This is a genomic window from Caulobacter sp. P1_D6, from assembly GCF_056406095.1.
The window spans coordinates 59,906-84,058 of sequence record NZ_JBFUAW010000012.1 but is presented as its reverse complement, the minus strand read 5'-3'; the positions used below and the strand labels follow the sequence as shown (position 1 = coordinate 84,058).

Below are 24,153 nucleotides of genomic sequence, written 5' to 3'. Positions count from 1 at the left end.
CTCGCGCGCGACGGGCGCACCTCCGCGTCATTCCCCTAGCGGCACGAGGCTCCCATGGACTTTTCCAGACTCCAGACCACCAGCAAGGTCACCAGCGAGTGGAAGTATCCGCAAGGCGCGCCCAACCGGACGGGACTGCTGCAGGTCGACCAGGCGCCCGACCACAAGCTCTACTGGGAGGAATACGGCAATCCCGACGGCGAGCCGGTGATGTTCCTGCACGGCGGGCCGGGCGGGGCCTGCGCGCCGGTGATGTCGCGGTTCTTCGATCCCAAGCGCTACCGCGTGATCCTGTTCGACCAGCGCGGCTGCGGGAAAAGCACGCCGACCGTGGCCTCGCACGGCCCAGCCGTCGCCCTGGTGCGCAACGACACCGACCACCTGGTGGCCGACATCAACCGCCTGCGCGACGCGCTCGCCATCACTGGCAAGATGCACGTGTTCGGCGGCAGCTGGGGCAGCACCCTGGCCCTGGTCTACGCCATCCGCCATCCCGAGCACGTGGCCTCGCTGATCCTGCGCGGCATCTTCCTGGGGACCCGCGAGGACCTGCTCTACATGTACCAGGGCAATGCGGCGGTGTTCGAGCAGACGCCCTACGCCCTCAGCGAGCCGGGGACCTATGTGAGCTATCCCGACGAGTGGAAGGCCTTCGTCGAGGTCATCCCGGCTGGGCGGCGCGGCGACATGATGGGCGCCTACAAGGCGATCTTCGACTCAACGCCTGGCGACGACGCCGGCAGGCAGGCCCAACTTCGGGCGGCCGTGGCCTGGTCGGTCTGGGAGGGCGCGATCTCGAACATGATCCCGGAGGCGGACGATCCGGGGAAGTTCGGCGAGGCCGACTTCGCCCTGTGCTTCGCCCAGATCGAGGCGCACTTCTTCGCCAACGACCTGTTCCTGGTGCCGGACTACATCACCGCCAATGCGGACAAGATCGCGGGGCTGCCGATCCATGTGGTCCACGGCCGCTTCGACCAGGTCTGCCCGCTGACCCAGGCCTCGCGGCTGGTCGCGGCCCTGGCGGCGGCGGGTGCGCCGCCGGCGACCTATGTGCGGACCAACGCCGGCCACAGCGCCATGGAAGCCGAGACGGTGCTGGCCCTGACAGCGATCATGGACGGGTTGGCGAGGATCTAGGGCAGCGATCACCACCCACGCTCGTCATCCTCGGACTTGTTCCCAGGACCCCTGCTTCAACCGCGAAGGCGGTGGGGTGGCGCGCAAGCGCGCCAAGGCAAGGTCAGCTCGGCGGACCGAGGGGTCCTCGGAACAAGTCCGAGGATGACGGACGCTGGGGGTGCGGGGTGGACCTAGGTGCGGTCCGCTTCGATCGTGTCTTCGGAAGCGGGCGTTTCGGCAGGCTCGTAAGCAGTGTCCGGCTCCGCCGCATCCTCCACCACCGCCTGGAGCTCCGGCGTCACCGCGGCGTCCTCGACGGTCGCTTCCGGCGCATCCTCCTCGACCACCACTTCCGGCGCGGCCTCGGCCGCCGCCTTCGCCTCGGCCAGCAGCGCCTTGGCCGCCTTGACCACGGTGGTCACCGGCAGGTCGCTCATGTGGCGGATGGCCTGGGACAGGTCGGGGTCGACCGCCAGGAACTGCTCGAACGTGCGCGGGCCGCGCACGGCCTTGGTCAGCGGACCCCACGGGCCGTAGCGGCGCTCGTCCGACGGGCCGAACAGGCCGAGGGTCGGGACGCCGGCGGCGGCGGCGATGTGCATCAGGCCGCTGTCGTTGCCGATGAACAGGTCCGCGCGCTTCAGCACCGCATAGGCGGTCAGCAGGTCGACCTTGCCGGTCAGGTCGACATAGCGTCCGCGGGCCGAGGCCATGCGCAGCTCCTCGACCATGCGTTCGTCGCCGGGACCGCCCAGGATCATCAGTCGCCCGCCCGCCATCGGACCGCCGGGGGCCAGCAGCTGCTGGGCGGTCTGGGCGAAGCGCTCGATCGGCCAGATCTTGCCCACCCAGTTCGAGGCCGGGCCGACGGCCAGGATCGGGCCGGCGGGCTCGCCGAGGCGGGGCGTCAGCAACTGGTCGGCCAGGGCCTGGACCTCGGGGGTGATGTAGAGGTGCGGAGCCGGCGGATCGCCTTCCAGCTTCAGCACGCGGGCGGCGTCGATCACCTTGTGGATCGGCTCGCCCACGTGCTTCTTCCAGATCGCCCGCTTCTCGCGGCGCAGGAACAGGGCCGTGCCGGATCCGCGCAGGTCGACGACCAGGCCCCACTTCCTGTGGCGCACCTGGTTCCACAGCTTGAACCAGTGGCCCTTGCCCTTGCCCTTCTCCATGACGATCACCCGGTCCAGGCCCGGCACGTGGGCGAACAGGGGCGCGGCCAAGGGTCCGGAGACGATGGTGAAGCGGGCGTTGGGGATCTGGTCGGCGAGGAACTTGATCAGGCCGGACGACAGCACGGCGTCGCCGATCCGCGTGGCGGTGATGAAGAGAATCGGGAAGGCCCGCTGTGTCATCCGTCCTTGTATAAGGCGGGTCGCGAGTCGGCGCATCCCTCGATAACGGCTCAGCTTTCCGTTCTTTGACCTTGCATCGGAGAGACGCCAGATCGTCACGAAACGGCGCCAGGATGCCTTCAACAGGACTCCGGAGCCGGCCCATGACCATCTCTCCGTATCGCGTTCTCTTCCTGTCGCGGCGCGACACCGCCCGCAGCATCATCGCCGAGGCGATCATGAACCAGAAGGGCGCCGGCCGGTTCACGGCGTTCAGCGCCGGCGTCGCGCCCGGCGACAAGGCCGACCCCGTGGCCCTGCGCGCCCTGGCCCGCGCCGGCTACGACCCGTCGGACCTGAAGCCGCAGTCGTACGCGGTGTTCGCCGGGGACGAGCCGATGGACTTCGTCTTCACCCTCAGCGACACGGCGCGCGGCGAGCCCATGCCCGAATGGCCCGGCCAGCCGGTCACCGCCCACTGGGCCTGCGAGGACCCGCTGCTGGTCGAGGAGGACCCGGTCGAGATCGCCCTGGTCTACGCCCGCATGCTGGGCGGGCTGGAACGGCGCATCGAGACCTTCATGCAGCTGCCCTTCCAGTCGCTGGACCGCATCAGCCTGACCAGCCACGTCGACGCCATCGGCAAGACCTGAGCCCTGACTTGGTCGGGAAGCTGATCCGCTGGCGGGTTGGACCCTGGCGGCCTATATCCGCCGGGTGAACCAGATCGCCGCCTTGCCCTCGCGGGCCGTCATCGCCGTCTCGGGCCCCGACGCCCGAAGCTTCCTCAACGGCCTGCTGAGCCAGGAGGTCGAGACGCTGGCCCAGGGCGAACTGCGCTTCGCCGGCCTGCTGACCCCGCAGGGCCGGCTGCTGTACGACCTGTTCGTGGCGGGCGTGGAGGACGGCCTGCTGCTGGACGTCGCCGCCGAGCACCGCGACGCCGTCCTGATGCGCCTGACCATGTACAAGCTGCGGGCCAAGGTGGAGCTGGCGGCGAGCGCGCTTTGCGTCTTCGCGAGTTTCCCCGCCGGCGAGGGGATCGCCGATCCCCGCCTCCCCGCGCTGGGGTCCCGGCTCTACGCGGGCGCTCTCGAGACCACCGCGACCGAGGACGACTACGACGCCCGCCGCCTGGCCCTCGGCGTTCCCGGCCCCGCCGACTGGGGGACCGACAAGACCTATCCGATCGAGGCGAACTTCGACCTGCTGAACGGCATCGACTTCAAGAAGGGCTGCTTCGTCGGCCAGGAGACCACCAGCCGCATGAAGCGGCGGGGCGTGATCAAGAACCGCATGCTGCCGATCGCCTTCGACGGCCCGCCGCCGGCCTTCGGGACCGAGGTTCTGGCCGGGACCTTGCGGGCCGGCGAGGTGCTGTCGGGCCGCGACGGCCGGGCCATGGCCCTGCTGCGCCTGGACCGCATCGAGGGCGCCGACCTGACGGCGGACGGCCGGGCGGCCGCGGTCGAGCGGCCCGCCTGGGTCCCGCCGACCGGTCCCGCCGACTAGAAGACGGGAACATCGTCAGACGGCGGAACGTTGGACAGGCCTGCTTTCAAGGAGTCCTGCCCATGAAACGTCTTCTGATCGGTCTCTCGCTCGCCGCCATCGCCGGCGCGGCCACCGCCCAGACCATCGCCCGCGACGAAAGCCAGCCCACCCAGCACAAGGCGACCGTCGGCCAGATCGAGGACGCGGACGTGATGGATTCGGCCGGCCGCCGGGCCGGCGAGGTGGAGCACGTGCTGCTGGACCCGGCCGGCAAGCCCACCGCCGTGGTCATCGAGATCGACCGCCCGGGCCCGGACAAGAAGGTGGTCGTCGCCCTGGCCGACGTCACCGTGACGCCGGAGCCGAAGGACGACGACATGATCGTCCACACCAAGCCGCCCAGCCTGCGCTGGGCGGACGGCGCCAGTTCATGGACTATCTTTAAGAATTATCCGCATTGAGCGAACGCTGTCGCCCGCACACTCTCCCCGCCACTCGATGTTGGGAGAGGGCTAATGAGGCGACTGGCGAGCGTGATCCTGAGCGGCTGCGTCCTCTTCCTGGCCGCCGGCGCGCAAGCCAGGCCAACGGCGCAGCCCGCACCGCTTGCGCCCCTCGACCACGGCCTGCGCCCCAATGTGCTGGCGGGCGTTCAAGCGCCGCCGGGCTGGTCGCTGGCCGAGCGCATGGCCCATCACAAGGTGCCCGGCGTGGCCGTGGCGGTGCTGCGGGGCGGCGAGGTGGTCGCCGCCGCCGGCTATGGCCTGCGCGAGGCCGGGACCGACGACAGGGTCGACGCCGACACTCTGTTCTCGGTCGGCTCGATCAGCAAGGTGGCCACCGCGACGACCACCCTGCGGCTGGTGGCGGCGGGCCGGCTCGACCTGGACCGCGATGTCGACGACTACCTCAAGCGCTGGAAGCTGCCGGTCTCCGACACAGCCCCGCGTCCGGAGGTCAGCCTGCGCATGCTGATGTCCCACACCTCTGGCCTGGGCGTGCATGGCTTCGCCGACTACCAGCCGGCCGAGCCGCTGCCAACCCTGGTCCAGGTGCTGGACGGCCAGAAGCCGGCCAAGAACGAGGCCGTGCGGTTCAAGACCACGCCCGGACGGGTGAACGACTATTCGGGCGGCGGGGTGAGCGTGGAGCAGGCCACGATCGAGGACGCCACGGGCCAGCCTCTCCAGGCCCTGGCGCGGACGGAGGTGTTCGCGCCGCTGGGCATGGGACGAAGCACGTTCGAGAGCCCGCTGTCGGCCGCCCACGGCAATATCGCCAAGGCGCACGGCGACGACGGCGCGCCCCGGGCCGCGCCGCGCGGTTGGGAAGCCTTCGCCGAGGCCGGCGCTTCGGGCCTGTGGACCAGCGCCAACGACCTGGGCCGGCTGGTCGGCGGCCTGATCAGGAGCTACCAGGGCCGCTCGGATTTCCTGCCCCAGCCCCTGGCGACGGCGATGCTGACCGAGGTCTCGCCGGGTCCGTTCGGCCTGGGTCCGCGCCTCGGCGGAATGGGACCGGGCCGCTACTTCTTCCACCTGGGCGCCAACGAGAGCTATCTGGCGTTCATGGAGGGTTATCCCGAGACCGGCGACGGCTTCGTGATCCTGACCAACGGCGCCAACGGCGGGGCGCTGATCGCCGAAGTGCGCAACGCCCTGGCCGACGCCATCGGCCAAGGCGCCCACCCCGCGCTGCGGACGGTCGTGCCGCGCGTTCCGCCCGCCCCGGACCTCGCCGGGGACTACCGCCTGGACCCGGCCGTGCCGATGGACGTTCGCCGCGCCCTGGCCGACAACTTCGAATACGACGCCCTGCGGTTCGCGGTCGCCGGCGACACGGTGCACATGACGCCGGCCGGCCAGGACAAGCCCTCTCCCCTGCTGACCATGGGCCCAGGCCAGTTCGCCCAGTCGGGCCTCTACGCCTTCACCTTCGAGTTCCGCCGCGACGCCTGGGGCAAGGTGCGCGGCGTGACGGTGGCCATGCCGGAGACTGGATCGACCGCCTACTACGTCCGCCAGTGAGCACACCGAAAGGCGGCCGATTGGATTTGTTCTTGAAAAGTTCCAACTGATCGGGCCAAGCTCCGCCCATGACCGAGATCCAACGCTGCACCTGGCGCGGCATGAACGGCGACCCGTTCTACGAGGCCTATCACGACGAGGAATGGGGCGTGCCGGAGTACGACTCCCGCGCCCTGTGGGAGAAGCTGGTGCTGGACGGGTTCCAGGCCGGGCTGTCGTGGATCACCATCCTGCGCAAGCGCGAGGCCTTCCGCGCCGCCTTCGCCAATTTCGACCCGGACAAGGTGGCCCGGTTCGGCGACGCCGATCGCGCCCGGCTGATGGCCGACGCCGGCATCATCCGCTCGAACGGCAAGATCGACGCGGCGATCTCGGGCGCCCGGATCTATTGCGAGATGCGCGACCGGGGAGAGGACCTGGGCGATCTGCTGTGGGGCATGGTCGGCGGCAAGCCGATCCAGAACCGCTGGACCGGCGGCGACGTCCCGGCCCAGACGCCCCTGGCCGTCGACATGGCCAAGATGCTCAAGGCCAAGGGCTACAAGTACTGCGGCCCGGTGATCGTCTACGCCTTCATGCAGGCGACGGGGCTAGTGAACGACCACCTGACCACCTGCTTCCGCCACGAGGAATGCCGGAAGATGGCGCGGTAGGCGGCGGCTCTAGCTTTCCGCCTCCAGCCCTTCGAGCACCTGGGCGAAGGTGGTTTCGCAGACGAAGCCCAGCCGCGCCGCCGCCCGGGACGGGTCGTAGACGCGGTCGATGCTGTCGAACATCGTCCAGCCGCGCCGGGCGTAGAGCTCGGCGTAGCGCGGGAAATAACGGGCCACGACGCGCGGCGCGTCGCTGATCAACGCCTCGGCGTCGGAACGGGTGAACGGCGGCGGGGCCGAGACGATGAACAGGTCGAAGCCCAACTCCGGCGCGCGGTCCAGAGCCAGCAGGTGGGCGCGCGCCGCGTCGTCGACGGTCAGGCGGCGAAACAGCAACTCGTTGGCCTTGGTGTTGGCGTCGGACTGGGCGATGGCGTGGGCCATGTCGTCGGCCTCGGGGAAGAAGCGGCTGGTGCGCAGCACCACCACCGGCAGGCCGTGCTCGCGGTGGACCAGCCGGCACAGCTGTTCGGCCGCCAGCTTGGTGATCCCGTAGACGTTGCGCGGCTGGACCGGGCTGTCCTCGGTCAGCCACTCGGCCCGCCGGGCCCCGCCCGCCGCCCCGGCCCTGATCGCTTCGGAGATCATCAGCGAGGTGGTCGAGGTGAAGACAAACCGCCCCACGCCCTGGGCGACGGACTCTTCCAGCAGGTTCAGCGTGCCGGTGACGTTGACGTCCACGAAAGCCTGACGGTCGAAACGCTCGATGTCCGGCTTGTGCAGGGCCCCGCCGTGGATCACCGCCTCGATCGCGTGGTCGCCGATCACCTGGCGCACCAGGGCGCGATCGGCGACCGAGCCGACCACCGACGTCTCGGCCGAGGCGACGATGTCCAGCCCGGTCACTCCATGGCCGGCGGCGCGCAGGGCCGGCGCCAGGGTCCGTCCCAACCATCCCGACGATCCGGTCAACAACACACGCATGGGCTTTCTCCGATCAGAGGCGGCCTGATCGCATCGACGGTTGGCGCGGCGAACGCATAAGTTATTCTGCGTCCATGCCCCGCTCTCCCTTGGACGTCTCGCCGACACCGCCGCATGCCTTGGGCCGCTCACTGCGCGCCTGGCGCGCGGCGCGGCGGGTCAAACAGGTCCACGCGGCCGAGATCCTGGGCGTCTCCCAGGCCACCATCTCGCGCTGGGAGAGCGGCGCCCTGCCCCCCTCGCCCCGCGAAGCGGCGCGGCTGGCCGATCTCCTGGCCGCCCGCCCCGACTCCGACGCCGACCGCGCCCTGCTCGAACTGGTCGAGAGCTCGACCGATCCGACCCACATGGTCTGCGACCTCTCGCACCGCTTGCTGGCCGCTTCTCCCGTGCGCAGCCGTGAATGGGGGCTTCCCAAGGAAGACCTGATGGGCGCCTCGCTGTGGCGCTACGCCAGCCCGGCCATCGTCGCGGCCGAGGCGGGACTCGGCGAGGCCGGCTGGTACGAGCCCCTGCCGCCCAGCCTGACGATCGAGACCGGCGCCAACGACTCCAACGAAGTGCCCATCCGACCCGGTCGGATGAACTGGACGCGCCTGCGACTGTCGGACGGCCGTTTCGCGCGGCTGGTGCGGACGCAGGACCTTTCCCCGCCCGCCCGAAACGGATTATGAGCGGGTCGTGACCAAGTCCCCCGCCATCGCCCCCAAGGGCCCCGACATGATGCTGGAAGCCGCCTGCGGACCGGGTCTGGTCTGCGGGGTGGACGAGGCCGGACGCGGACCCTGGGCCGGGCCGGTCAGCGCCGCGGCGGTGATCCTGGACCCCGCCCGGGTGCCCAAGGGCCTCAACGACTCCAAGAAGCTGACCGCCAAGGCGCGCGCGGCGCTGGAGATCGAGATCAAGTCGGTCGCGGTCGCCTGGTGCGTGGGCCTGGCCAGCGTCGAGGAGATCGAGGAGCTCAACATCCTGCACGCCGCTGGCCTGGCCATGTGCCGGGCCATCGAAGGGCTAGGGGTGAAGCCCGACATGGCCCTGGTCGACGGCAACTATCGTTTCAAGCTGCCCTGCCCGATCAAGACGGTGGTCAAGGGCGACAGCCTGTCGTGCTCGATCGCCGCGGCCTCGATCCTGGCCAAGGAAGCCCGCGACAAGATCATGATCGAGATGGACGGCGTCTATCCCGGCTACGGCTTCGCCAGCCACAAGGGCTATCACGCCGCGATCCACGTCGAGGGCCTGCGCAAGCTGGGTCCCTCGCCGATCCACCGGATGAGCTGGGCGCCGGTCAAGCTGGCGCTGTCGGGCGAACTGCCCCTGGGCGACCTGCCCGACCTGGGCGACGCGGCGTTCGACGACGAGCTTGGCGCCTAGTCGCACGCGGCTCCGAAAAGACTTCAGCCAAGCCTCGATGCGCTATGTCGGCTAGACGAGCGTTTCGGCTATGGTTCCGTGCCTAAATCCACAACGTGACGTGAAGCCCGCGTCGAGGCGTGAACGCCCTTCCCGTCGGAGATCTCATTTGCTCGACCAGCCGGCCGACAAGACCCGTCACGAAGGGCCCACCTTCCTGAGCGGCGGCGGCGAAATGGGCCGCCTGATCCGCGCCCATGACTGGTCCGCCTCGCCGGTGGGGCCGCCGGACGGCTGGCCCCAGAGCCTGAAGACCGTTGTCCGCCTGATGCTGACCTCCAGCCACCCGATGTTCATCTGGTGGGGGCCGGACCTGATCCAGTTCTACAACGACGCCTATCGCGCCACGATGGGTCCGGAACGCCATCCGTCGGCCCTGGGCGATCGCGGCGAGGCCTGCTGGGCGGAGATCTGGGACATCATCGGCCCTCAGATCGCCCTGGTGATGCGCGGCGAAGGCTCGACCTGGCACGAGGACGCCCTCGTCCCCGTCACCCGCAACGGCCGGCGCGAGGACGTCTGGTGGACCTACGGCTACAGCCCGATCGACCACGACGACGGCGTCGGCGGCGTGCTGGTGGTCTGCAAGGACGTGACCGCCGAGCACCTCGTGCGCGAGGAATTGGCGCGGGCCAATCTCGAACTGAACAGCGAAGCCGAACACCTGCGCGCCCTGTTCGAGCAGGCGCCCAGCTTCATGGCCGTGCTGCGCGGTCCCGACCACCGGTTCGAGTTGGCCAATCCGGGCTATATGCGCCTGGTCGGCGAACGCCCCGTGGTGGGTCTGACCGTGGCCCAGGCCCTGCCGGAAGCCATCGAGCAGGGCTATGTGAAGCTGCTCGACCAGGTCTACCGGTCGGGCGAGGCGTTCACGGCCACGGGGTCGAAATTCACCGCGACGGGCGGACCAGGCGAACCGGCGACCGATCGCTATCTCGATTTCGTCTATCAGCCGACCCTGGACGCCCAGGGCGCGGTGAACGGCGTCTTCGTCGAAGGTCACGACGTGACCGAACGGATCGTCGGCGAACGCCGCCAGAAGCTGCTGCTCGACGAACTGAACCATCGCGTCAAGAACACCCTGGCCACCGTGATGTCCCTGGCCATGCTGAGCGGCAAGTCGGCGGGATCCGTGCCGGAGTTCGTCGCCGTCTTCACCGACCGCGTCCACGCGATGGCCAAGACCCACGACCTGCTGATCCAGAACGCGTCCGGCGCCATCACGGTCCAGGACGTGCTGCGCGCCGAGCTGGCCCCCTACGCCGAGCCCCACGGCCAGCTGGAACTGGTGTGCGAGACGATGGAGCTAACCTCGGACGCACCCGTCAGCCTGGGCCTGATCGTCCACGAACTGCTGACCAACGCCGCCAAGTACGGCGCCCTGTCGACGCCGGACGGCCGGCTGCGGGTCCATTGCGGGCGCGACGCGGACGGCGGTTTCCTGGCCTGGCGGGAGACGGTCAGCCATCCCCTCCCTGGCGCGACGCGCAAGGGCTTCGGCACGCGGCTGATCGACCGCCTGGCCCGCGAGCTGGGCGGTTCGGCCACGCTGGACCTGAAGCCGACGGGGCTCGAGGCGCGGATCACCTTCAGCCTGGCGCGCCCGCCGGAACAGGATTTCTGAGTCTAATCAGACTCATCCACCGTTTCGAGCGGGGTTAACAGGCCGGTAACCACGTCCATTTACCCCAGCGTAACCATCAAGACTCATGATTCCGCTCAGTGTTTTTGACGGGAAGCGGACATGTCCTTCGGGCCTGAAACCATCATCCAGGGCGACTGCATCGAGGCGATGAACGCCTTGCCCGAGAAGTCCGTGGACCTGATCTTCGCCGATCCGCCCTACAATCTGCAGCTGGGCGGCGACCTGCTGCGTCCCGACAATTCCAAGGTCGACGCGGTCGACGACCACTGGGACCAGTTCGAGAGCTTCGCGGCCTACGACAAGTTCACCCGCGAATGGCTGAAGGCCGCCCGCCGGGTGCTGAAGGACGACGGCGCGATCTGGGTGATCGGCAGCTATCACAACATCTTCCGCGTCGGCGTGGCCGTGCAGGACCTGGGCTTCTGGATCCTCAACGACGTGATCTGGCGCAAGTCCAACCCGATGCCCAACTTCAAGGGCACCCGCTTCGCCAACGCCCACGAGACCCTGATCTGGGCCTCCAAGAGCCAGGGCGCCAAGCGCTACACCTTCAACTACGACGCCCTGAAGATGGCCAATGACGAGGTGCAGATGCGCTCGGACTGGACCATCCCGCTGTGCACCGGCGAGGAGCGCATCAAGGGCGCGGACGGCAACAAGGCCCATCCGACCCAGAAGCCCGAAGCCCTGCTCTACCGGGTGATCCTGTCGACCACCAAGCCGGGCGACGTGATCCTGGATCCGTTCTTCGGCGTGGGCACCACGGGCGCGGCCGCCAAGCGCCTGGGCCGCAGGTTCGTCGGCATCGAGCGCGAGGCCGAATACATCGCCCACGCCAAGGAACGCATCGCCAAGGTCGTGCCGATCGCGCCGGAAGACCTGGACGTCATGGGCAGCAAGCGTTCGGAGCCGCGCGTGCCGTTCGGCAACATCGTCGAAGCCGGCCTGCTCAATCCGGGCGACACCCTGTACTGCGCCAAGGGCTCGCACGCCGCCAAGGTCCGCGCCGACGGCTCGATCACGGTGGGCGACCTGTCGGGCTCGATCCACAAGGTCGGCGCCCTGGTGCAGTCGGCCCCGGCCTGCAACGGCTGGACCTACTGGCACTTCAAGACCGACAAGGGCCTGGCCCCGATCGACGTCCTGCGCAGCCAGGTGCGGGCGGGAATGAACTAGATTTTTCCCTTCTCCCTTTGCGGGATTTGGAAGCGAACCCATCGCCAACCTCGCGGGTTAAGCTCGTCATGGAACAGCGCTGGCCGAACACCCTCTGGATCGTCCGCCACGGCCAGAGCGCCGGCAATGTCGCCCGCGACGCCGCCGACGCCGCGGGGCTGGGCCGGATCGACATCGCCGACCGCGACATGGACGTGGCGCTCAGTTCGCTGGGTGAAGAGCAAGCCGCCGCGCTCGGCGCTTGGCTGGCCCAGCAACCAGAGGACCAACGGCCGCGCACCCTTATGACCTCGCCCTATCGCCGGGCGATCCAGACCAGCCAGAAGATCCGCGACGCTGGCGGCATGGTCGGAAAGGACAGCAAGTTCTGCATCGACGAGCGGCTGCGCGAGAAGGAGTTCGGGGTCCTGGACCGCCTGACCCGCGTGGGCATCGAGGCGCAGTTCCCTGAACAGGCCGAGTTTCGCAAGCTGTTGGGCAAGTTCTATCATCGGCCGCCCGGAGGTGAGAGCTGGTGCGACGTGATCCTGCGCCTGCGCAGCGTGCTCGACACCATCAGCCTGCACCACGGCGGCGACCGGGTGATGATCGTCGCCCACCAGGTGGTGGTGCTGTGCCTGCGCTACCTGCTGGAAAGCCTGACCGAGGACCAGATCCTGGCCATTGACCGCCAGGCCGACATCGCCAATTGCGGCGTCACGGAATATCGCTTCGACCCCGACTGCGGCCCGGACGGCGGGCTGAAGCTGACCCGCTACAACTTCACCGCCCCGCTGGAGGAGCAGGCCGCGCCGGTCACCGCCGAGCCCGACGCCAACGTGGCCGCCCGATGACCGAACTCTCGGTCCTGGATTTGGCCGCCCTAGACAGGGCCTGGATGCGCGCCCACCCGCTGCCCATGCCCGGCGATGGCGGCAAGGAGGAGCGCGGCAGCGTCCTGGTGGTGGGCGGCGGGCTGGAAATGGCCGGGGCGGTGCTGCTGGCCGGCACGGCGGCGTTGCGGGCCGGGGCAGGCAAGCTGCAGCTGGCGACGGTGGCGGGGGCGGTCGTCGCCCTGAACGTCGCCATGCCCGAGGCCCGGGTCTTCGCCCTGCCCGAGACCGACGGCCGCCCGTCGGCCCAGGCCGCCGAGGTGCTGGCCGAGCACGTGGCCGGCTGCGACGCCCTGTTGATCGGCCCGGGCATGATGCGCGACGAGGAGGGCATGGCCAAGGCGCTGCTCGAGCTGTCGCCAAGGCAGCCGATGGTGCTGGACGCCGGAGCCCTGAACGCGGTCGCCGAAGCCCCGCCTCGGGTCGGCGGCCTTATCCTGACGCCGCATTCCGGCGAGATGGCGCGGCTTCTGGATCGCGACAAGGCCGAGATCGAGGCCGATCCTCTGGCCGCAGGCCGCGAGGCGGCCCAGCGGTTCGGGGCGGTGATCGTGATGAAGGGCGCCCGCACCCACGTGGTGGGGCCGGACGGGGCGGCGGGCCTCTATGCCGGCGGCGGCGTGGGGCTGGGCGTGTCCGGTTCGGGCGACGTGCTGGGCGGGCTGATCGCCGGCCTGCTGGCGCGCGGCGTCCCGCCGTTCGAGGCGGCGGCCTGGGGCGTCTTCCTGCACGGCGAGGCGGGGGCGCGACTGACCAGAAGCATCGGCACGCTGGGCTTCCTGGCGCGCGAGATCGCGGGCGAGGTTCCGGCGGTGATGGCGGGGCTGGAAGCCTGACCGCCTAGATCAGCCGGTCCCGTCCCGCCTTGGCCGCCTTCAGGAACACGCTGGGCAGCGCCGCCAGCCCCTCAGGCGCCGTCCAGACGAAGTCGCCCTCGCCGTTGCTCTCGGCGCGCAGCACCCGCAGCGTCAGGGCGAAGTGGGTGAAGACGTGCTCCACCGTCCCGAAGTCGCGCCAGGCGCCGGCGGTCGGCGCGGCATCGGCGGCCTCCCGATCCGTCCACGGACGATCTCGCCAGTCGCTGGTCGGCAGGCCCAGCATGCCGCCAAGCAGGCCCTTGGGCGGACGACGGACCAGGGCGGTGGCGTCGCCTCGGGTCAGGACGTAAGCCACGCCGTAGCGCCGAGGCCGATCGGCCTTCTTGGTCTTGCGCGGATAGGTCTCCGGCGCGCCGGTCTTGAGGCCCTCGCACCAGGCCGAGATCGGACAACGGTCGCACAGCGGGCCCTTGGGTCGGCAGACCGTGGCGCCTAGGTCCATCAGCGCCTGGGCCCAGTCGCCGGGACGCTCGGCCGTGACCAGCGCGCCGGCCAGGCGCTTCAGCTCCGGCTTGGCGTCGGGCACGGGCTCTTCCACCGCGAACAGCCGCGCCATCACCCGCTCGACATTGCCGTCGACGACATTGGCCTCGCGGTCGAAGGCGATGGCCGCCACGGCGGCGGCGGTGTAGGCGCCCACGCCCGGCAGGGCGCGCAAGGACTCCTCGGTGTCGGGGAACACTCCGCCATGCTCGGCCGCCACGGCCCGGGCGCAGGCCAGCAGGTTGCGGGCCCGGGCGTAGTAGCCGAGCCCCGCCCAGGCGGCCATCAGGTCGCCGTCCTCCACCGCCGCCAAGTCGGACACCGTCGGCCAGCGCTGGGTGAAGCCCAGGAAATAGGGCGTGGCGTGCGGCACGGTGGTCTGCTGCAGCATCACCTCCGACAGCCAGACCCGGTACGGATCGGACCGCATCCCTGCCTTCCCAGCGGCCGGCCCGGTGCGCCAGGGCAGGTCCCGCGCCTGGGCGTCGTACCAGGCCAGCAGGGCGGCGCGGAGGGCGGGGATGTCGAGCATGCCCGTCCTATGACAGAGCCTCCCCGAACTTGTCATCCCGGACGAGCGCGCAGCGCGAAGATCCGGGACCGACGCGTGAACTCAGCGCTTCCGGCGGTCCCGGGTCTTCGCTTCGCTACGCCCGGGATGACAGCCGTTGTTGATCGCTCCCGTCAGCGACTTCCGTCTGCTACCCTCCCGCCATGCGTCGCCCCCTGCCCACAACGGAAGAAGCCCTCGAGATCCTCAAGCGCCGCCGCACGCGTCCGCAGTTCCGCGCGCCCCCGCCGGCCGGCAAGTCGCTGGCCCCGCTGATCAAGAAGCTGGACGAGAAGTTCGGCCAGGGCCCCGCCGTGCTGAAGGCCCGCTGGCGCGAGATCGTCGGCGACACCCTGGCCCGCCGCACCGAGCCCGTTCGCGTCATCAAGAGCCGCACCGGCGAGGGCGGCACCCTGGAGCTGCGGGTCGACGGGCCGGTGGCCTCGCTGATCCAGCATCAGGCCCCGCAGATCACCCAGCGCCTGGACCTGCTGCTGGGCAAGGGCGTGGTGACCAAGCTGCGCATCGTCCAGGGCCCGGTGAAGGCCCCGGCCGCTCCCGCCGTCGCCAAGCCCCGCCGCAAGCCGCCGCTGGACGCCGGCCAGGAACGCGACCTGGCCGACAGCCTGGCCGACCAGCCGGAGGGCGGCCTGAAGGAGGCCCTGCTGAAGCTGGGCCGAGGCGTCCTGCGCGATCCGCGCTAGGTCGGCGTCAAAGCCTCGGCTGGATTGACAACCGGACGTTCGATAGGCTGATGCAACGCCTTATCCGCGCCCTTTTCACGCGACTAAAGAATCGCGCTTAACTTCACTGTTCACGACTATCCCAGGGAAGATCTCATGCGTCCGTTGACCCGCCGGCTTTTGACCGCCGTCGCCCTCACCGCCTCTCTGGGCGTCGCGCTCGCCGGCTGCGGCGACAAGAAGGAGTCGGTGTCCGCCGACGACATGTCGCTGGGCAACCCCAACGCCAAGGTCACGGTCGTCGAGTACGCCTCGGCCTCGTGCATCCACTGCGGCCGCTGGAACAACGAGGTCTTCCCGGCCTTCAAGGCCAAGTACATCGACACCGGCCGCGTGAACTACGTCTACCGCGAGTTCCTGACCGAGCCCGTGCAGGTGGCCTCGGCCTCGTTCCTGATGGCGCGCTGCGCCGGCAAGGACAAGTATTTCTCGGTGCTGGACTCGGTCTATCGCTCGCAGGAAGAGATGTTCACGACCGGCGACTATCGCGGCGTGCTGCTGCGCGTGGCCCAGTCGGCCGGCATGAGCGAAGCCCAGTTCACCAGCTGCGTCACCGACGAGAAGGCCCTCAAGGCCCTCAACGACCGGGTCGAGAAGTACCAGGCCGACGCCAAGATCACCGGCACCCCGACCTTCATCATCAACGGCAAGAAGGCCGGCGGCGAAGACGGCGGCGAGCAGTCGATGGCCGAGCTGGACGCCGCCATCGCGGCGGCCGAGGCGGCCGCGAAATGATCCTCGACCGGCGCGCCCTGATCGGAACGGGCTTGGCGGCTTCAAGCGCGGCGTTGATCGCCGCGCCGACGGTCGCGCGCGCCGCGCCGCTGCCGGCGGCCGAGGGCGACATGGCCCTGGGTTCGCCCAAGGCCAAGGTGCAGGTGGTGGAGTACGCCTCGCTGTCCTGCACCCACTGCGCCCACTGGAACAACGAGGTCTTCCCGGCCTTCAAGAAGCAGTTCATCGACACCGGCAAGGTCCGGTACGTGTTCCGCGAGTTCCTGACCCCGCCCGCCCAGTTCGCCGCCGCCGGCTACATGCTGGCCCGGCGCGTGGGCCCGGCCCGCTATTTCGAGGTGCTGGACACGATCTTCAAGCAGCAGGACGCCATCTTCCAGAGCGAAGACCTGTGGGGCGGCCTGCTGAAGATCGGCAATGGCTTTGGCCTGACCGAGGCCCAGTTCACCACCGCCCTGCAGGACAAGGCGGCCCTGGCCGCGATCAACGCCAGGGTCGAGAAGGCCGCCGTCCGCGACAAGATCGAGGTGACCCCCACCTTCTTCATCAACGGCGAACGCCTCGAGGGCGGCCAGCCGATCGAGACCTTCGCCGCCGCGATCGCCAAAGCGGCCAAGGGCTAGGGGAAGGGCGCACGTGCAGTTCCAGCGCCTGCGCCTGCAAGGATTCAAATCCTTCGTCGAGCCGACCGAGTTTCGGATCGAACCCGGCCTGACGGGCATCGTCGGGCCCAACGGCTGCGGCAAGTCCAACCTGTTGGAAGCCCTGCGCTGGGTGATGGGCGCCAACTCGGCCAAGGCCATGCGGGCCGGCGGCATGGACGACGTGATCTTCGCGGGCAGCGGCAACCGCCCGCCCCGCAACCACGCCGACGTCACCCTGACCATCGACAACGCCGACCGCACCGCCCCGGCCCAGTTCAATGACGACCCGGTGCTGGAGGTCGTTCGCCGCATCGACCGGGGCGAGGGCTCGACCTACCGCATCAACGGCCGCGAGGTCCGGGCGCGCGACGTCCAGCTGCTGTTCGCCGACGCCTCGACCGGGGCCAACTCGCCGGCCCTGGTCCGCCAGGGCCAGATCAGCGAGCTGATCGGCGCCAAGCCGCAGAACCGCCGCCGCATCCTGGAAGAGGCGGCCGGCGTCTCGGGCCTGCACACCCGCCGCCACGAGGCCGAGCTGCGGCTGCGGGCGGCCGAGGCCAATCTCTCGCGCCTGGAGGACGTGGCCCGCGAGCTGGAAACCGCCCTGGGCCGGCTTCGTCGTGAAGCGAGGCAGGCCGAGAAGTACAAGCGCCTGTCGGCCGAGATCCGCGCCGTGCAGGGGGCCGTGCTCTACGCCCGCTGGACCGAGGCGCGCGACACCCTCAACCGCACGCAAAGCGACGCCACCGAAGCCGCCCGCGCGGTCGAAGACACCGCCCGCGCCGCCGCCACGGCCCAGACCGCGATCCTGGCGGCCGAGACCGCCATGCCGCCGCTGCGCGAGGAGGCTTCGATCGCCCAAGCCATCCTGGGCCAGCTGGCCATCCAGAAGGACCGGGCCGAGCGCGAGTCCGAGGCCGCCCAGGCCGAGTTCGAGCGGCTGTCGGGCGACCTGACCCGCATCGACGACGACCGGGCCCGCGAGGCCCAAGGGTTGCAGGACGCCGTCCAGGCCTTGGCCCGCGCCGACGCCGAGCTGAGCGAGCTGCGCGCCCAGATCGCCGCCGCGCCCGCCCGGGGTCCCGAACTGGCCGCCGCCGCCAAGGCCACCGAGGACGCACGCGCCAAGGCCGACGCCGAGGTCGAGCAGTTGGCCGCCCGCGCCGCCGCCGAGGACGCCCGGGCCCGCGCCGCCGCCCAGCGCCTGGCCGAGGCCGAGAGCCGCCTGGCCCGCACGGTCCGCGCCCTGGACCAGGCGAAGGCCGAACGCGCCGCCGTCGGTCCCGTGGTCGACCCGGCCGCCGCCGAGGCCCGCCAGCGCTTCGCCAACGCCGAGGCCGGCCTGGCCGCCGCCCGCGCCGCGCTCGAAGAGGCCGAGGCCGTCCGTGTGAAGGCCGCCGCCGCCGAGGCCCAGTCGCGGGACCTGGCCCGCAAGGTCGAGGACCAGTTGGGCCGCCTGCGCACCGAGGCCCGGGGCCTGGCCCAGCTGACCGCCCCGCGCGCCAAGAGCGGCTTCTCGCCGGCCCTGGACGCGGTGACGCCCGAGAAGGGCTACGGCGCCGCCCTGGCCGCCGCGTTGGGCGATGACCTGGAAGCCGCCCTCGACTCCCGCGCGCCTTCGTTCTGGGCGGGCGGCGAGGCTTCGGCGGTGAAGTGGCCTGACGGCGCGACGCCATTGGCCCCGCTGATCAAGGCTCCGCTGGAACTGGCGGCCCGCCTCTCGCATGTGGCCGTGGTCGAGCGGGCCGACGGCGACCGCCTGGCCAAAGGCCTGCCGGTCGGCGCCCGCCTGGTCTCCAAGGAAGGCGACCTGTGGCGCTGGGACGGCTTCGTGGCCCGGGCCGACGCGCCCAAGCCCGCCGCCGTCCGCCTGGAGCAGCGCACCCGCCTGGCCGAGGTCGAGACCGAGATCGATCAGGTCACGCCGCGCGCCGAGGCCGCGACCGCCGCCCTGAAGACCGCAGCCGACGCTTTACGGGTCGCGGAAGAGACGCTTCGAGATAAACGCCGAGGTCCGCCCGAGGCCGAACGCCTGCTGACCGGCGCGCGCGAGCAGGTGACCCGCTACGAGCGCGAGGCCGCCCAGCGCGAGGCCCGCGCCCAGTCGCTGGACGACACCATCGCCCGCTTCGAGGCCGAACGGGTCGAGGCCGACACGGCCCTGGCCGCCGTCCGCGCCGAGAGCGCCGGGACCGAGAGCGCCGCCGACCTGGCCCCGCAGTTGGCCGCCGCCCGCCAGGCCGCGACCGCCGCGCGGGAAGCCGCCGCCGGCGCCCGGTCGGCCCTGGAGCAGGAGACCCGCGAGACCGCCGGCCGCGCCCGCCGCCTGGAGACCCTGGAACGCGACCACGCCGACTGGGCCAAGCGCCGCGAGGCCTCGGCCAGGCGCGAGACCAGCCTGGACGCCGACCGGGTCAAGGCCGCCGCCGCCCTGGAGGCCGCCCGCGAGGCGCCCACCGTGCTGGCCGAAAAGCTGGTGGTGATCGTCGAGCAGTTCGCCGCCGCCGAGGATCGCCGTGCCAAGGCCTCGGACGCCCTGGAGGCCGCCGAGACCGCTCGCCTGAACGCCGACCGCGCCGCCCGCGCCGCCGAGCAGGCCGCCTCGGAGGCCCGGGAGAAACGCGCCGCCCTGGTCGCCACCCTGGACGCCGTCCGCGACCGCTTCGCCGAGGTGGCCGGCGCCATCCGCGAACAGGCCCGCATGGAGCCCGAGGAACTGGGCCGCCACGTGGCCGGCGAGGCCGTGGCCGTGCCCAAGGACGCCGCGGGTGTGGAAGCTCACCTCTTTGCGCTTGAGCGCGAGCGCGACGCCATCGGCCCGGTGAACCTGCGCGCCGAGGAAGAAGCCAACGAATACGCCGCCCGGCTGGAGACCATGCGCACCGAGCGGGCCGACCTGTCGGGCGCGGTGGGCAAGCTGCGGGCCGGCATCGAGGAGTTGAACGCCGAGGGCCGCGAGCGTTTGCTGGCGGCGTTCGAGGTGATCAACGCCCACTTCCAGACCCTCTTCCAGGCCCTGTTCGGCGGCGGCCAGGCCGAGTTGCGGCTGGTCGAAAACGACGATCCCTTGGAGGCCGGCCTGGAGATCTTCGCCTGCCCGCCCGGCAAGCGCATGGCCTCGATGAGCCTGATGAGCGGCGGCGAGCAGGCCCTGACCGCCAGCGCCCTGATCTTCGGCGTCTTCCTGGCCAACCCCGCGCCGATCTGCGTGCTCGACGAAGTCGACGCGCCGCTCGATGACGCCAATGTCGACCGCTACTGCAACATGCTGGACGAGATGCGCCGGCGGACGAAGACGCGGTTCATCGCCATCACGCACAATCCGGTGACGATGAGCCGGATGGATCGGCTGTTCGGGGTGACGATGGCCGAGCGGGGGGTTAGCCAGCTGGTGAGCGTGGATCTCAGCACGGCCGAGCAGTTGGTGTTGGCGCAGTAATCCCTCCCCCTGTGGGGGAGGTGTCGCCCGCAGGGCGACGGARGGGGGAGTGATCGGCAGGCGACCATAATCCGGATCGACGAACCTAAGACTCCCCCCACGATCGCTTCGCGATCGCCTCCCCCACGGGGGGAGGGCCTTAGTGAGTGAAAAGCCCGACGACCGCGTGCCGCAACGGATTGGCCGGATCGCTCAGCAGCTTCACCGCCATCGCGCACGACATCACCACCAGCAACGGCCGGATTAACTCGCCCCGAACCGCATCGCCAGCCGCGACCCCACCTGCGCGCCCAGGAACGCCCCCGCGGCCATCGCCAGCCCCACGGGCCAGACGACCGCGCCCTTCAGGATGAACAGCGACAGGCTCCCCAGGTTCGACGCCGCATTGGCCAGCTTGCAGCCCCTTCGACAAGCCGAAATAGAGGGCGATGACGATCAGCAGGAGCGGCACCAGGGCCGCCAGCACGCGCGGCGACAGCAGGCTGGCGCAGAGCGCGCCGCAGAGACCCGCGACGGCGGCCGCGCCGGCGACCGGCAAGGCGGTCTTCCAGTCGATCAGGCCGCGCCGGGCGAAGGCGCTGGTGGACGAGAGGGCGCCGAACGCGCCCTGCAGCTTGTTGGTGCCGAGCGCCGCGACGGGGTTCATGCCGGTCAGCAGCAGGGCCGGGACGGTCAGCAGTCCGCCGCCGCCGGCGATGGCGTCGAACGCCCCGGCGATCGCGGCCACGGCGAACATCGTGGCCAGCAGGGCGAAATCGACGTGCATCTAGCTCAAGCCCTCGCGCGGTCCGCCCTCATAGACGGGCCGGGACCACGCGATAGAGCGAGTCTTCGGTGATTACTTCTGGCGCGCCTTGCGGGCGGCGTACTTGGCGTCGCGAGCGGCTTTCTGCTCGGCTTGCGTCAGAGCCTTGCGCTCCTTGCGGTCAGCGCGCTTCTCGGCGAGGGCGGCCTCTTCGCGCGCCAGGATCTCCAGGCGGGCGGCTTCCTTGATCGCGGCGCGTTCGGCGCGGACCCGTTCCAGCTCGGCTTCGCGCTCGGCGTGGCGCTGCTCGAAGTTGGGGTCCTGGACGGCGGGCTTCGCCTTCATCTTGGCCAGCATGGCCTTCTTGGCTTCGGCGGCGGCGGAGATGCGATCGGCGAAGCCGGTGTTCTTCAGATGCGACATGAATCTTCTGGTTGGTGGAAAGTGCGCTCCTAAGACCCCAAAACGCCGGGAAAAGCAATTGACCTTCCCCGGCGCTAATGGACACAGGCCCGTCGCGCCGGGGTTTCGAGGCCTTTATTTCTCGATCCGATAAACGGTGTAGCTGTGCGGCGCGGCCGCCGCGGCGAACTCGGTGCGGGCCGGCACGCCCTGGCGCCGCCACGCGTCGGCCTTGCCGTCGGCCGGCCTGGCCTGGACCAGCTTGCCGCTCGACAGGCCGCGCAGCTTCACCCCCGCGCCCAGCAGCGACAGGTTCACGTCCGTGTCGTCGTCGCGGAACGACTGCACCACGACGGTCCCGTTGTCACAGGCGAACAGGCTGACCCCGGCAGGGGCTGTGGTTTGGCGGCCGGAGCGGCCTGGGCGCCGGACGACAGGGCGGCTGGCGTGAAGACGGCGCACAGCGCCGCGGCAGACTGCGGGGACGCGGATCATGGCTTGGTTCTTCCCTCAATGAGCCCGCCGGCGCATCGAGGCGGCCGATCTTGGTTGCGGTACCATAGGGCTGGTACGACAAATGGCGCGAGGGAAATCTGTGGAGCGGACCGAAACGGGAGGGCGTCGCGCCCCGGTTCCGCGACGGAACCGCGCGCTTCGAAACCGCCCGCGATCACGTAAGGGTGCGCCGATTCCGGCGCGCGGTTCTAAAATCTCCAAAAACTGTTATAAAACCGCCACTTGAGACGATACCGCCCAACCTTGACGCACCGCAGCGCGCCCTATAGGTTCCGCCGCGATCAAGCCGGCCGGAAAACCGCCTCTATTGGGGCGGCCGCGGGCGTTTTCGGACCTGACCGCTCCCATGCCCAAGGCCGACGAACCGAACGACCAGGCTCCGCAAAGCCTCGACGCTCGGATCGCCGCTTTCGAGGCGCGAAAGGCGGCGGAAAGTCCGATGCGCGCCGAGCACGAGAAATCGTCCCAGGACGGCTATCGTCTTCTGGCGGATCTGATCGGGGGTGTTCTGGTGGGGCTCGGTTTCGGCTGGCTGCTCGACCGTTACGCCGGCACGGGGCCCTGGGGCATGGTCGGCGGTCTGCTGATCGGCATGGGGTCTTCGATCTACATCGTCGTCCGCAAGGCGACAAAATTGAGCGCGCAGGCGTCGGTCCAAAAGACTGACGGAGACACGGGAGGCGGGTCTACCGCCCCCAAGCAGAAGAGAGACTAGGGCCTTGGCCACGCCGATCGACCCGATGCACCAGTTCATGATCCAGAAGATCGTGGCGCTGCCTTCCGTTACCGTGCCGGGTCTGGGCGCGATCGACCTGTCGATCACCAACTCGATCGCCGCCATGCTGCTGGCCGCGACCCTGATCATCGTGTTCTACGCCTTCGCGGGCCGCGGCGCCGTCATTCCCGGCCGCCTGCAGACCACCGGCGAGTTGCTCTATGGACTGGTCGACGGCCTGACCAGCTCGATCATCGGCCACGACGGCAAGAAGTACCTGCCGTTCGTCTTCACCCTTTTCGCCTTCGTGCTGTTCTGCAACCTGCAAGGCATGCTGTTCGGCTGGACCGGCAACTTCCTGGGCTTCACCGCCACCTCGCAGCTGGCCGTGACCCTGACCCTGGGCATGCTGGTGATCCTGACCGTGATCGGCGTCGGCTTCGCCAAGAACGGCATCAAGTTCTTCAAGCTGTTCGCCCCGTCGGGCGTGCCGTGGCCCCTGTATTTCCTGCTGGTCCCGATCGAGATCATCTCGTTCCTGATCCGCCCGATCACCCTGGCCCTGCGTCTGTTCGGCAACATGCTGGGCGGCCACGTGGTGCTGAAGATCTTCGCGACCTTCGTGGCCATCCTGCTGGCCATGGCCCCGGCCTACTGGCTGGTGGGCCTGCTGTCGCTGACCTCCGTCGTCGCCCTGACGGCCCTAGAGTTCATGGTGGCCTTCCTTCAGGCCTTCGTGTTCGCGGTGCTCACCTGCGTCTATCTGAACGACGTCGTGCACCTCGACAGCCACTGATCAACCTTTAGTCTCTCAACCAACACACCGTTTCCAAGGAGTCTCAATCATGGACGCTTCCGCCGCTAAGTTCATCGGCGCCGGTCTGGCTATGCTCGGCATGGTCGGCGCGGGCATCGGCCTCGGCATCATGTTCGGCAACTACTTCCAAGGCGCCCTGCGCAACCCGACGGCCGCCGCTCAAGAGCGTCCGATGCTGTTCCTGGGCATGGCTCTGACCGAAGCCCTGGGCATCTTCGCCCTGGTCATCGCCTTCCTGATCCTGTTCTCCTAAAAATCCCTAGCTGAGAGGCGCCTTCGCCCATGGCGACGGAACATCACGGCACGGTCGAGTCGACTGAAGCTCCCAAGCACGAAAGCAGCGGCCTTCCGCAGCTGCAGTTCGAGCATTGGGGCGGTCAGATCGTCTGGCTGCTGCTCATCTTCGCCGTCCTCTTCGCGGTGCTGTCCAAGGTGCTTCTGCCCCGGGTCAGCGGCGCGATCGAGACGCGCGGGGCCAAGATCGCCGGCGACATCGCCGACGCCCGTCGTCTGAAGGACGAAGCCGAGGTCCAGGCCCGCGCGGCCGCGGCCGAGGTGGCCGAGGCTCGCGCCAAGGCCCAGAAGACCGCGGCGGACGCCAAGGCCAAGGCTTCGGCCGAAGCCGCCGAGCGTCAGGCGAAGGAAGAGGCCGTGCTGGCTGAAAAGCTGGCGGCCGCCGAAGCCCGCATCCAGGCCGCCCGCGACGAGGCCATGGGCCACGTCCGCGCGGTGGCCTCGGAGACGGCCGGCGCCATCGTCGAGAAGCTGACGGGCAAGGCGGCTTCGGCCGCCGAGCTCAAGGCCTCGCTGGCGTAAGGAGAGACGA

General features: G+C 69.9%; 25 protein-coding genes and 1 pseudogene. 20 read left to right on the top strand and 6 right to left on the bottom strand.

Features of this window, described 5'->3' with window-relative positions; translation table 11 throughout:
• Window positions 1–54: 54 nt before the first annotated feature.
• Window positions 55–1,140: a prolyl aminopeptidase gene (gene pip, locus AC1DYP_RS09160; protein ID WP_477046057.1), complete on the top strand. Its 1,086-nt coding sequence runs from the start codon at window positions 55–57 to the stop codon at window positions 1,138–1,140.
• Between the two features lie 173 nt (window positions 1,141–1,313).
• On the opposite strand, the gene AC1DYP_RS09155 is transcribed toward pip, so the two are convergent.
• Window positions 1,314–2,477, bottom strand: coding sequence for a glycosyltransferase family 9 protein (locus AC1DYP_RS09155; protein ID WP_477046056.1), 1,164 nt, complete (start codon window positions 2,475–2,477; stop codon window positions 1,314–1,316).
• A gap of 143 nt (window positions 2,478–2,620) precedes the next feature.
• Here AC1DYP_RS09155 and AC1DYP_RS09150 point away from each other — a divergent pair, with 143 nt between their 5' ends.
• The 5 genes from AC1DYP_RS09150 to AC1DYP_RS09130 all read left to right on the top strand — a co-directional run bounded on the left by AC1DYP_RS09150 (window position 2,621) and on the right by AC1DYP_RS09130 (window position 6,630).
• Window positions 2,621–3,109, top strand: a complete 489-nt coding sequence (locus AC1DYP_RS09150) for an arsenate reductase/protein-tyrosine-phosphatase family protein (RefSeq protein WP_477046055.1) — start codon at window positions 2,621–2,623, stop codon at window positions 3,107–3,109.
• A gap of 64 nt (window positions 3,110–3,173) precedes the next feature.
• Window positions 3,174–3,968, top strand: a complete 795-nt coding sequence (gene ygfZ / locus AC1DYP_RS09145; RefSeq protein ID WP_477046054.1) for a CAF17-like 4Fe-4S cluster assembly/insertion protein YgfZ — start codon at window positions 3,174–3,176, stop codon at window positions 3,966–3,968.
• Window positions 3,969–4,030: 62 nt separating this feature from the next.
• Window positions 4,031–4,411 (top strand): PRC-barrel domain-containing protein, encoded by a 381-nt coding sequence (locus AC1DYP_RS09140; RefSeq protein WP_477046053.1) that lies wholly within the window; start codon window positions 4,031–4,033, stop codon window positions 4,409–4,411.
• Between the two features lie 54 nt (window positions 4,412–4,465).
• Window positions 4,466–5,977, top strand: a complete 1,512-nt coding sequence (locus tag AC1DYP_RS09135; RefSeq protein WP_477046052.1) for a serine hydrolase domain-containing protein — start codon at window positions 4,466–4,468, stop codon at window positions 5,975–5,977.
• 68 nt (window positions 5,978–6,045) lie between these two features.
• The gene (locus tag AC1DYP_RS09130) at window positions 6,046–6,630 is read left to right on the top strand and encodes a DNA-3-methyladenine glycosylase I (protein WP_477046051.1); all 585 of its coding nucleotides are present in this window, start codon (window positions 6,046–6,048) and stop codon (window positions 6,628–6,630) included.
• Window positions 6,631–6,639: 9 nt separating this feature from the next.
• Here AC1DYP_RS09130 and AC1DYP_RS09125 read toward each other — a convergent pair whose 3' ends face one another.
• Window positions 6,640–7,554, bottom strand: coding sequence for an NAD-dependent epimerase/dehydratase family protein (locus tag AC1DYP_RS09125; protein WP_477046050.1), 915 nt, complete (start codon window positions 7,552–7,554; stop codon window positions 6,640–6,642).
• Between the two features lie 74 nt (window positions 7,555–7,628).
• On the opposite strand from AC1DYP_RS09125, the gene AC1DYP_RS09120 reads away from it, so the two are divergent.
• The 6 genes from AC1DYP_RS09120 to AC1DYP_RS09095 all read left to right on the top strand — a co-directional run bounded on the left by AC1DYP_RS09120 (window position 7,629) and on the right by AC1DYP_RS09095 (window position 13,496).
• Complete coding sequence (locus AC1DYP_RS09120) at window positions 7,629–8,228, top strand: helix-turn-helix domain-containing protein (RefSeq protein ID WP_477046049.1); 600 nt, start codon at window positions 7,629–7,631, stop codon at window positions 8,226–8,228.
• A 46-nt stretch (window positions 8,229–8,274) separates the two neighbouring features.
• A complete protein-coding gene (locus AC1DYP_RS09115; RefSeq protein WP_477046086.1) occupies window positions 8,275–8,928 on the top strand; it encodes a ribonuclease HII in 654 nt (217 codons plus the stop codon).
• A 148-nt stretch (window positions 8,929–9,076) separates the two neighbouring features.
• The gene (locus AC1DYP_RS09110; protein WP_477046048.1) at window positions 9,077–10,591 is read left to right on the top strand and encodes a sensor histidine kinase; all 1,515 of its coding nucleotides are present in this window, start codon (window positions 9,077–9,079) and stop codon (window positions 10,589–10,591) included.
• Between the two features lie 120 nt (window positions 10,592–10,711).
• Window positions 10,712–11,788: a DNA methyltransferase gene (locus AC1DYP_RS09105; RefSeq protein ID WP_477033216.1), complete on the top strand. Its 1,077-nt coding sequence runs from the start codon at window positions 10,712–10,714 to the stop codon at window positions 11,786–11,788.
• Between the two features lie 68 nt (window positions 11,789–11,856).
• Window positions 11,857–12,621, top strand: coding sequence for a histidine phosphatase family protein (locus AC1DYP_RS09100; RefSeq protein WP_477046047.1), 765 nt, complete (start codon window positions 11,857–11,859; stop codon window positions 12,619–12,621).
• Window positions 12,618–13,496: an NAD(P)H-hydrate dehydratase gene (locus AC1DYP_RS09095; protein ID WP_477046046.1), complete on the top strand. Its 879-nt coding sequence runs from the start codon at window positions 12,618–12,620 to the stop codon at window positions 13,494–13,496. Before AC1DYP_RS09100 ends, AC1DYP_RS09095 begins: the two co-directional genes overlap by 4 nt.
• A gap of 4 nt (window positions 13,497–13,500) precedes the next feature.
• Here the strand turns inward: AC1DYP_RS09095 and mutY are convergent, their stop codons facing one another.
• On the bottom strand, window positions 13,501–14,553 hold the full coding sequence (mutY, locus tag AC1DYP_RS09090; RefSeq protein WP_477046045.1) for an A/G-specific adenine glycosylase: 1,053 nt from the start codon (window positions 14,551–14,553) through the stop codon (window positions 13,501–13,503).
• 182 nt (window positions 14,554–14,735) lie between these two features.
• Here mutY and AC1DYP_RS09085 point away from each other — a divergent pair, with 182 nt between their 5' ends.
• The 4 genes from AC1DYP_RS09085 to smc all read left to right on the top strand — a co-directional run bounded on the left by AC1DYP_RS09085 (window position 14,736) and on the right by smc (window position 20,132).
• Window positions 14,736–15,275 carry a DUF721 domain-containing protein gene (locus AC1DYP_RS09085; protein ID WP_477046044.1) on the top strand — a complete coding sequence of 180 codons (540 nt, stop codon included), beginning with the start codon at window positions 14,736–14,738 and terminating at the stop codon, window positions 15,273–15,275.
• A 135-nt stretch (window positions 15,276–15,410) separates the two neighbouring features.
• A complete protein-coding gene (locus AC1DYP_RS09080) occupies window positions 15,411–16,049 on the top strand; it encodes a thioredoxin domain-containing protein (RefSeq protein ID WP_477046043.1) in 639 nt (212 codons plus the stop codon).
• A complete protein-coding gene (locus AC1DYP_RS09075; RefSeq protein ID WP_477046042.1) occupies window positions 16,046–16,672 on the top strand; it encodes a DsbA family protein in 627 nt (208 codons plus the stop codon). The genes AC1DYP_RS09080 and AC1DYP_RS09075 overlap by 4 nt, the downstream gene beginning before the upstream one ends.
• A gap of 13 nt (window positions 16,673–16,685) precedes the next feature.
• Entirely contained in the window at window positions 16,686–20,132 is a 3,447-nt protein-coding gene (gene smc / locus AC1DYP_RS09070) for a chromosome segregation protein SMC (protein ID WP_477046041.1), read from the top strand.
• A 139-nt stretch (window positions 20,133–20,271) separates the two neighbouring features.
• On the opposite strand, the pseudogene AC1DYP_RS09065 reads toward smc, so the two are convergent.
• The 3 genes and pseudogenes from AC1DYP_RS09065 to AC1DYP_RS09055 form a co-directional block, all read right to left on the bottom strand.
• Window positions 20,272–20,898 (bottom strand): annotated as a pseudogene (locus AC1DYP_RS09065) (TSUP family transporter).
• Window positions 20,899–20,970: 72 nt separating this feature from the next.
• Window positions 20,971–21,300 carry a DUF6481 family protein gene (locus AC1DYP_RS09060; protein WP_477033224.1) on the bottom strand — a complete coding sequence of 110 codons (330 nt, stop codon included), beginning with the start codon at window positions 21,298–21,300 and terminating at the stop codon, window positions 20,971–20,973.
• Between the two features lie 114 nt (window positions 21,301–21,414).
• The gene (locus tag AC1DYP_RS09055; RefSeq protein ID WP_477046040.1) at window positions 21,415–21,630 is read right to left on the bottom strand and encodes a hypothetical protein; all 216 of its coding nucleotides are present in this window, start codon (window positions 21,628–21,630) and stop codon (window positions 21,415–21,417) included.
• 511 nt (window positions 21,631–22,141) lie between these two features.
• Between AC1DYP_RS09055 and AC1DYP_RS09050 the strand changes: the two genes are divergently transcribed.
• The 4 genes from AC1DYP_RS09050 to AC1DYP_RS09035 are packed head-to-tail and all read left to right on the top strand — an operon-like array spanning window position 22,142 to window position 24,143.
• On the top strand, window positions 22,142–22,510 hold the full coding sequence (locus AC1DYP_RS09050) for an AtpZ/AtpI family protein (RefSeq protein WP_477033227.1): 369 nt from the start codon (window positions 22,142–22,144) through the stop codon (window positions 22,508–22,510).
• A gap of 25 nt (window positions 22,511–22,535) precedes the next feature.
• The gene (locus AC1DYP_RS09045) at window positions 22,536–23,306 is read left to right on the top strand and encodes a F0F1 ATP synthase subunit A (RefSeq protein WP_477046085.1); all 771 of its coding nucleotides are present in this window, start codon (window positions 22,536–22,538) and stop codon (window positions 23,304–23,306) included.
• 49 nt (window positions 23,307–23,355) lie between these two features.
• Window positions 23,356–23,580, top strand: a complete 225-nt coding sequence (locus tag AC1DYP_RS09040; RefSeq protein WP_477033228.1) for a F0F1 ATP synthase subunit C — start codon at window positions 23,356–23,358, stop codon at window positions 23,578–23,580.
• Window positions 23,581–23,609: 29 nt separating this feature from the next.
• Window positions 23,610–24,143, top strand: coding sequence for a F0F1 ATP synthase subunit B family protein (locus tag AC1DYP_RS09035; RefSeq protein ID WP_477033229.1), 534 nt, complete (start codon window positions 23,610–23,612; stop codon window positions 24,141–24,143).
• The last annotated feature ends 10 nt before the right edge of the window (window positions 24,144–24,153 follow it).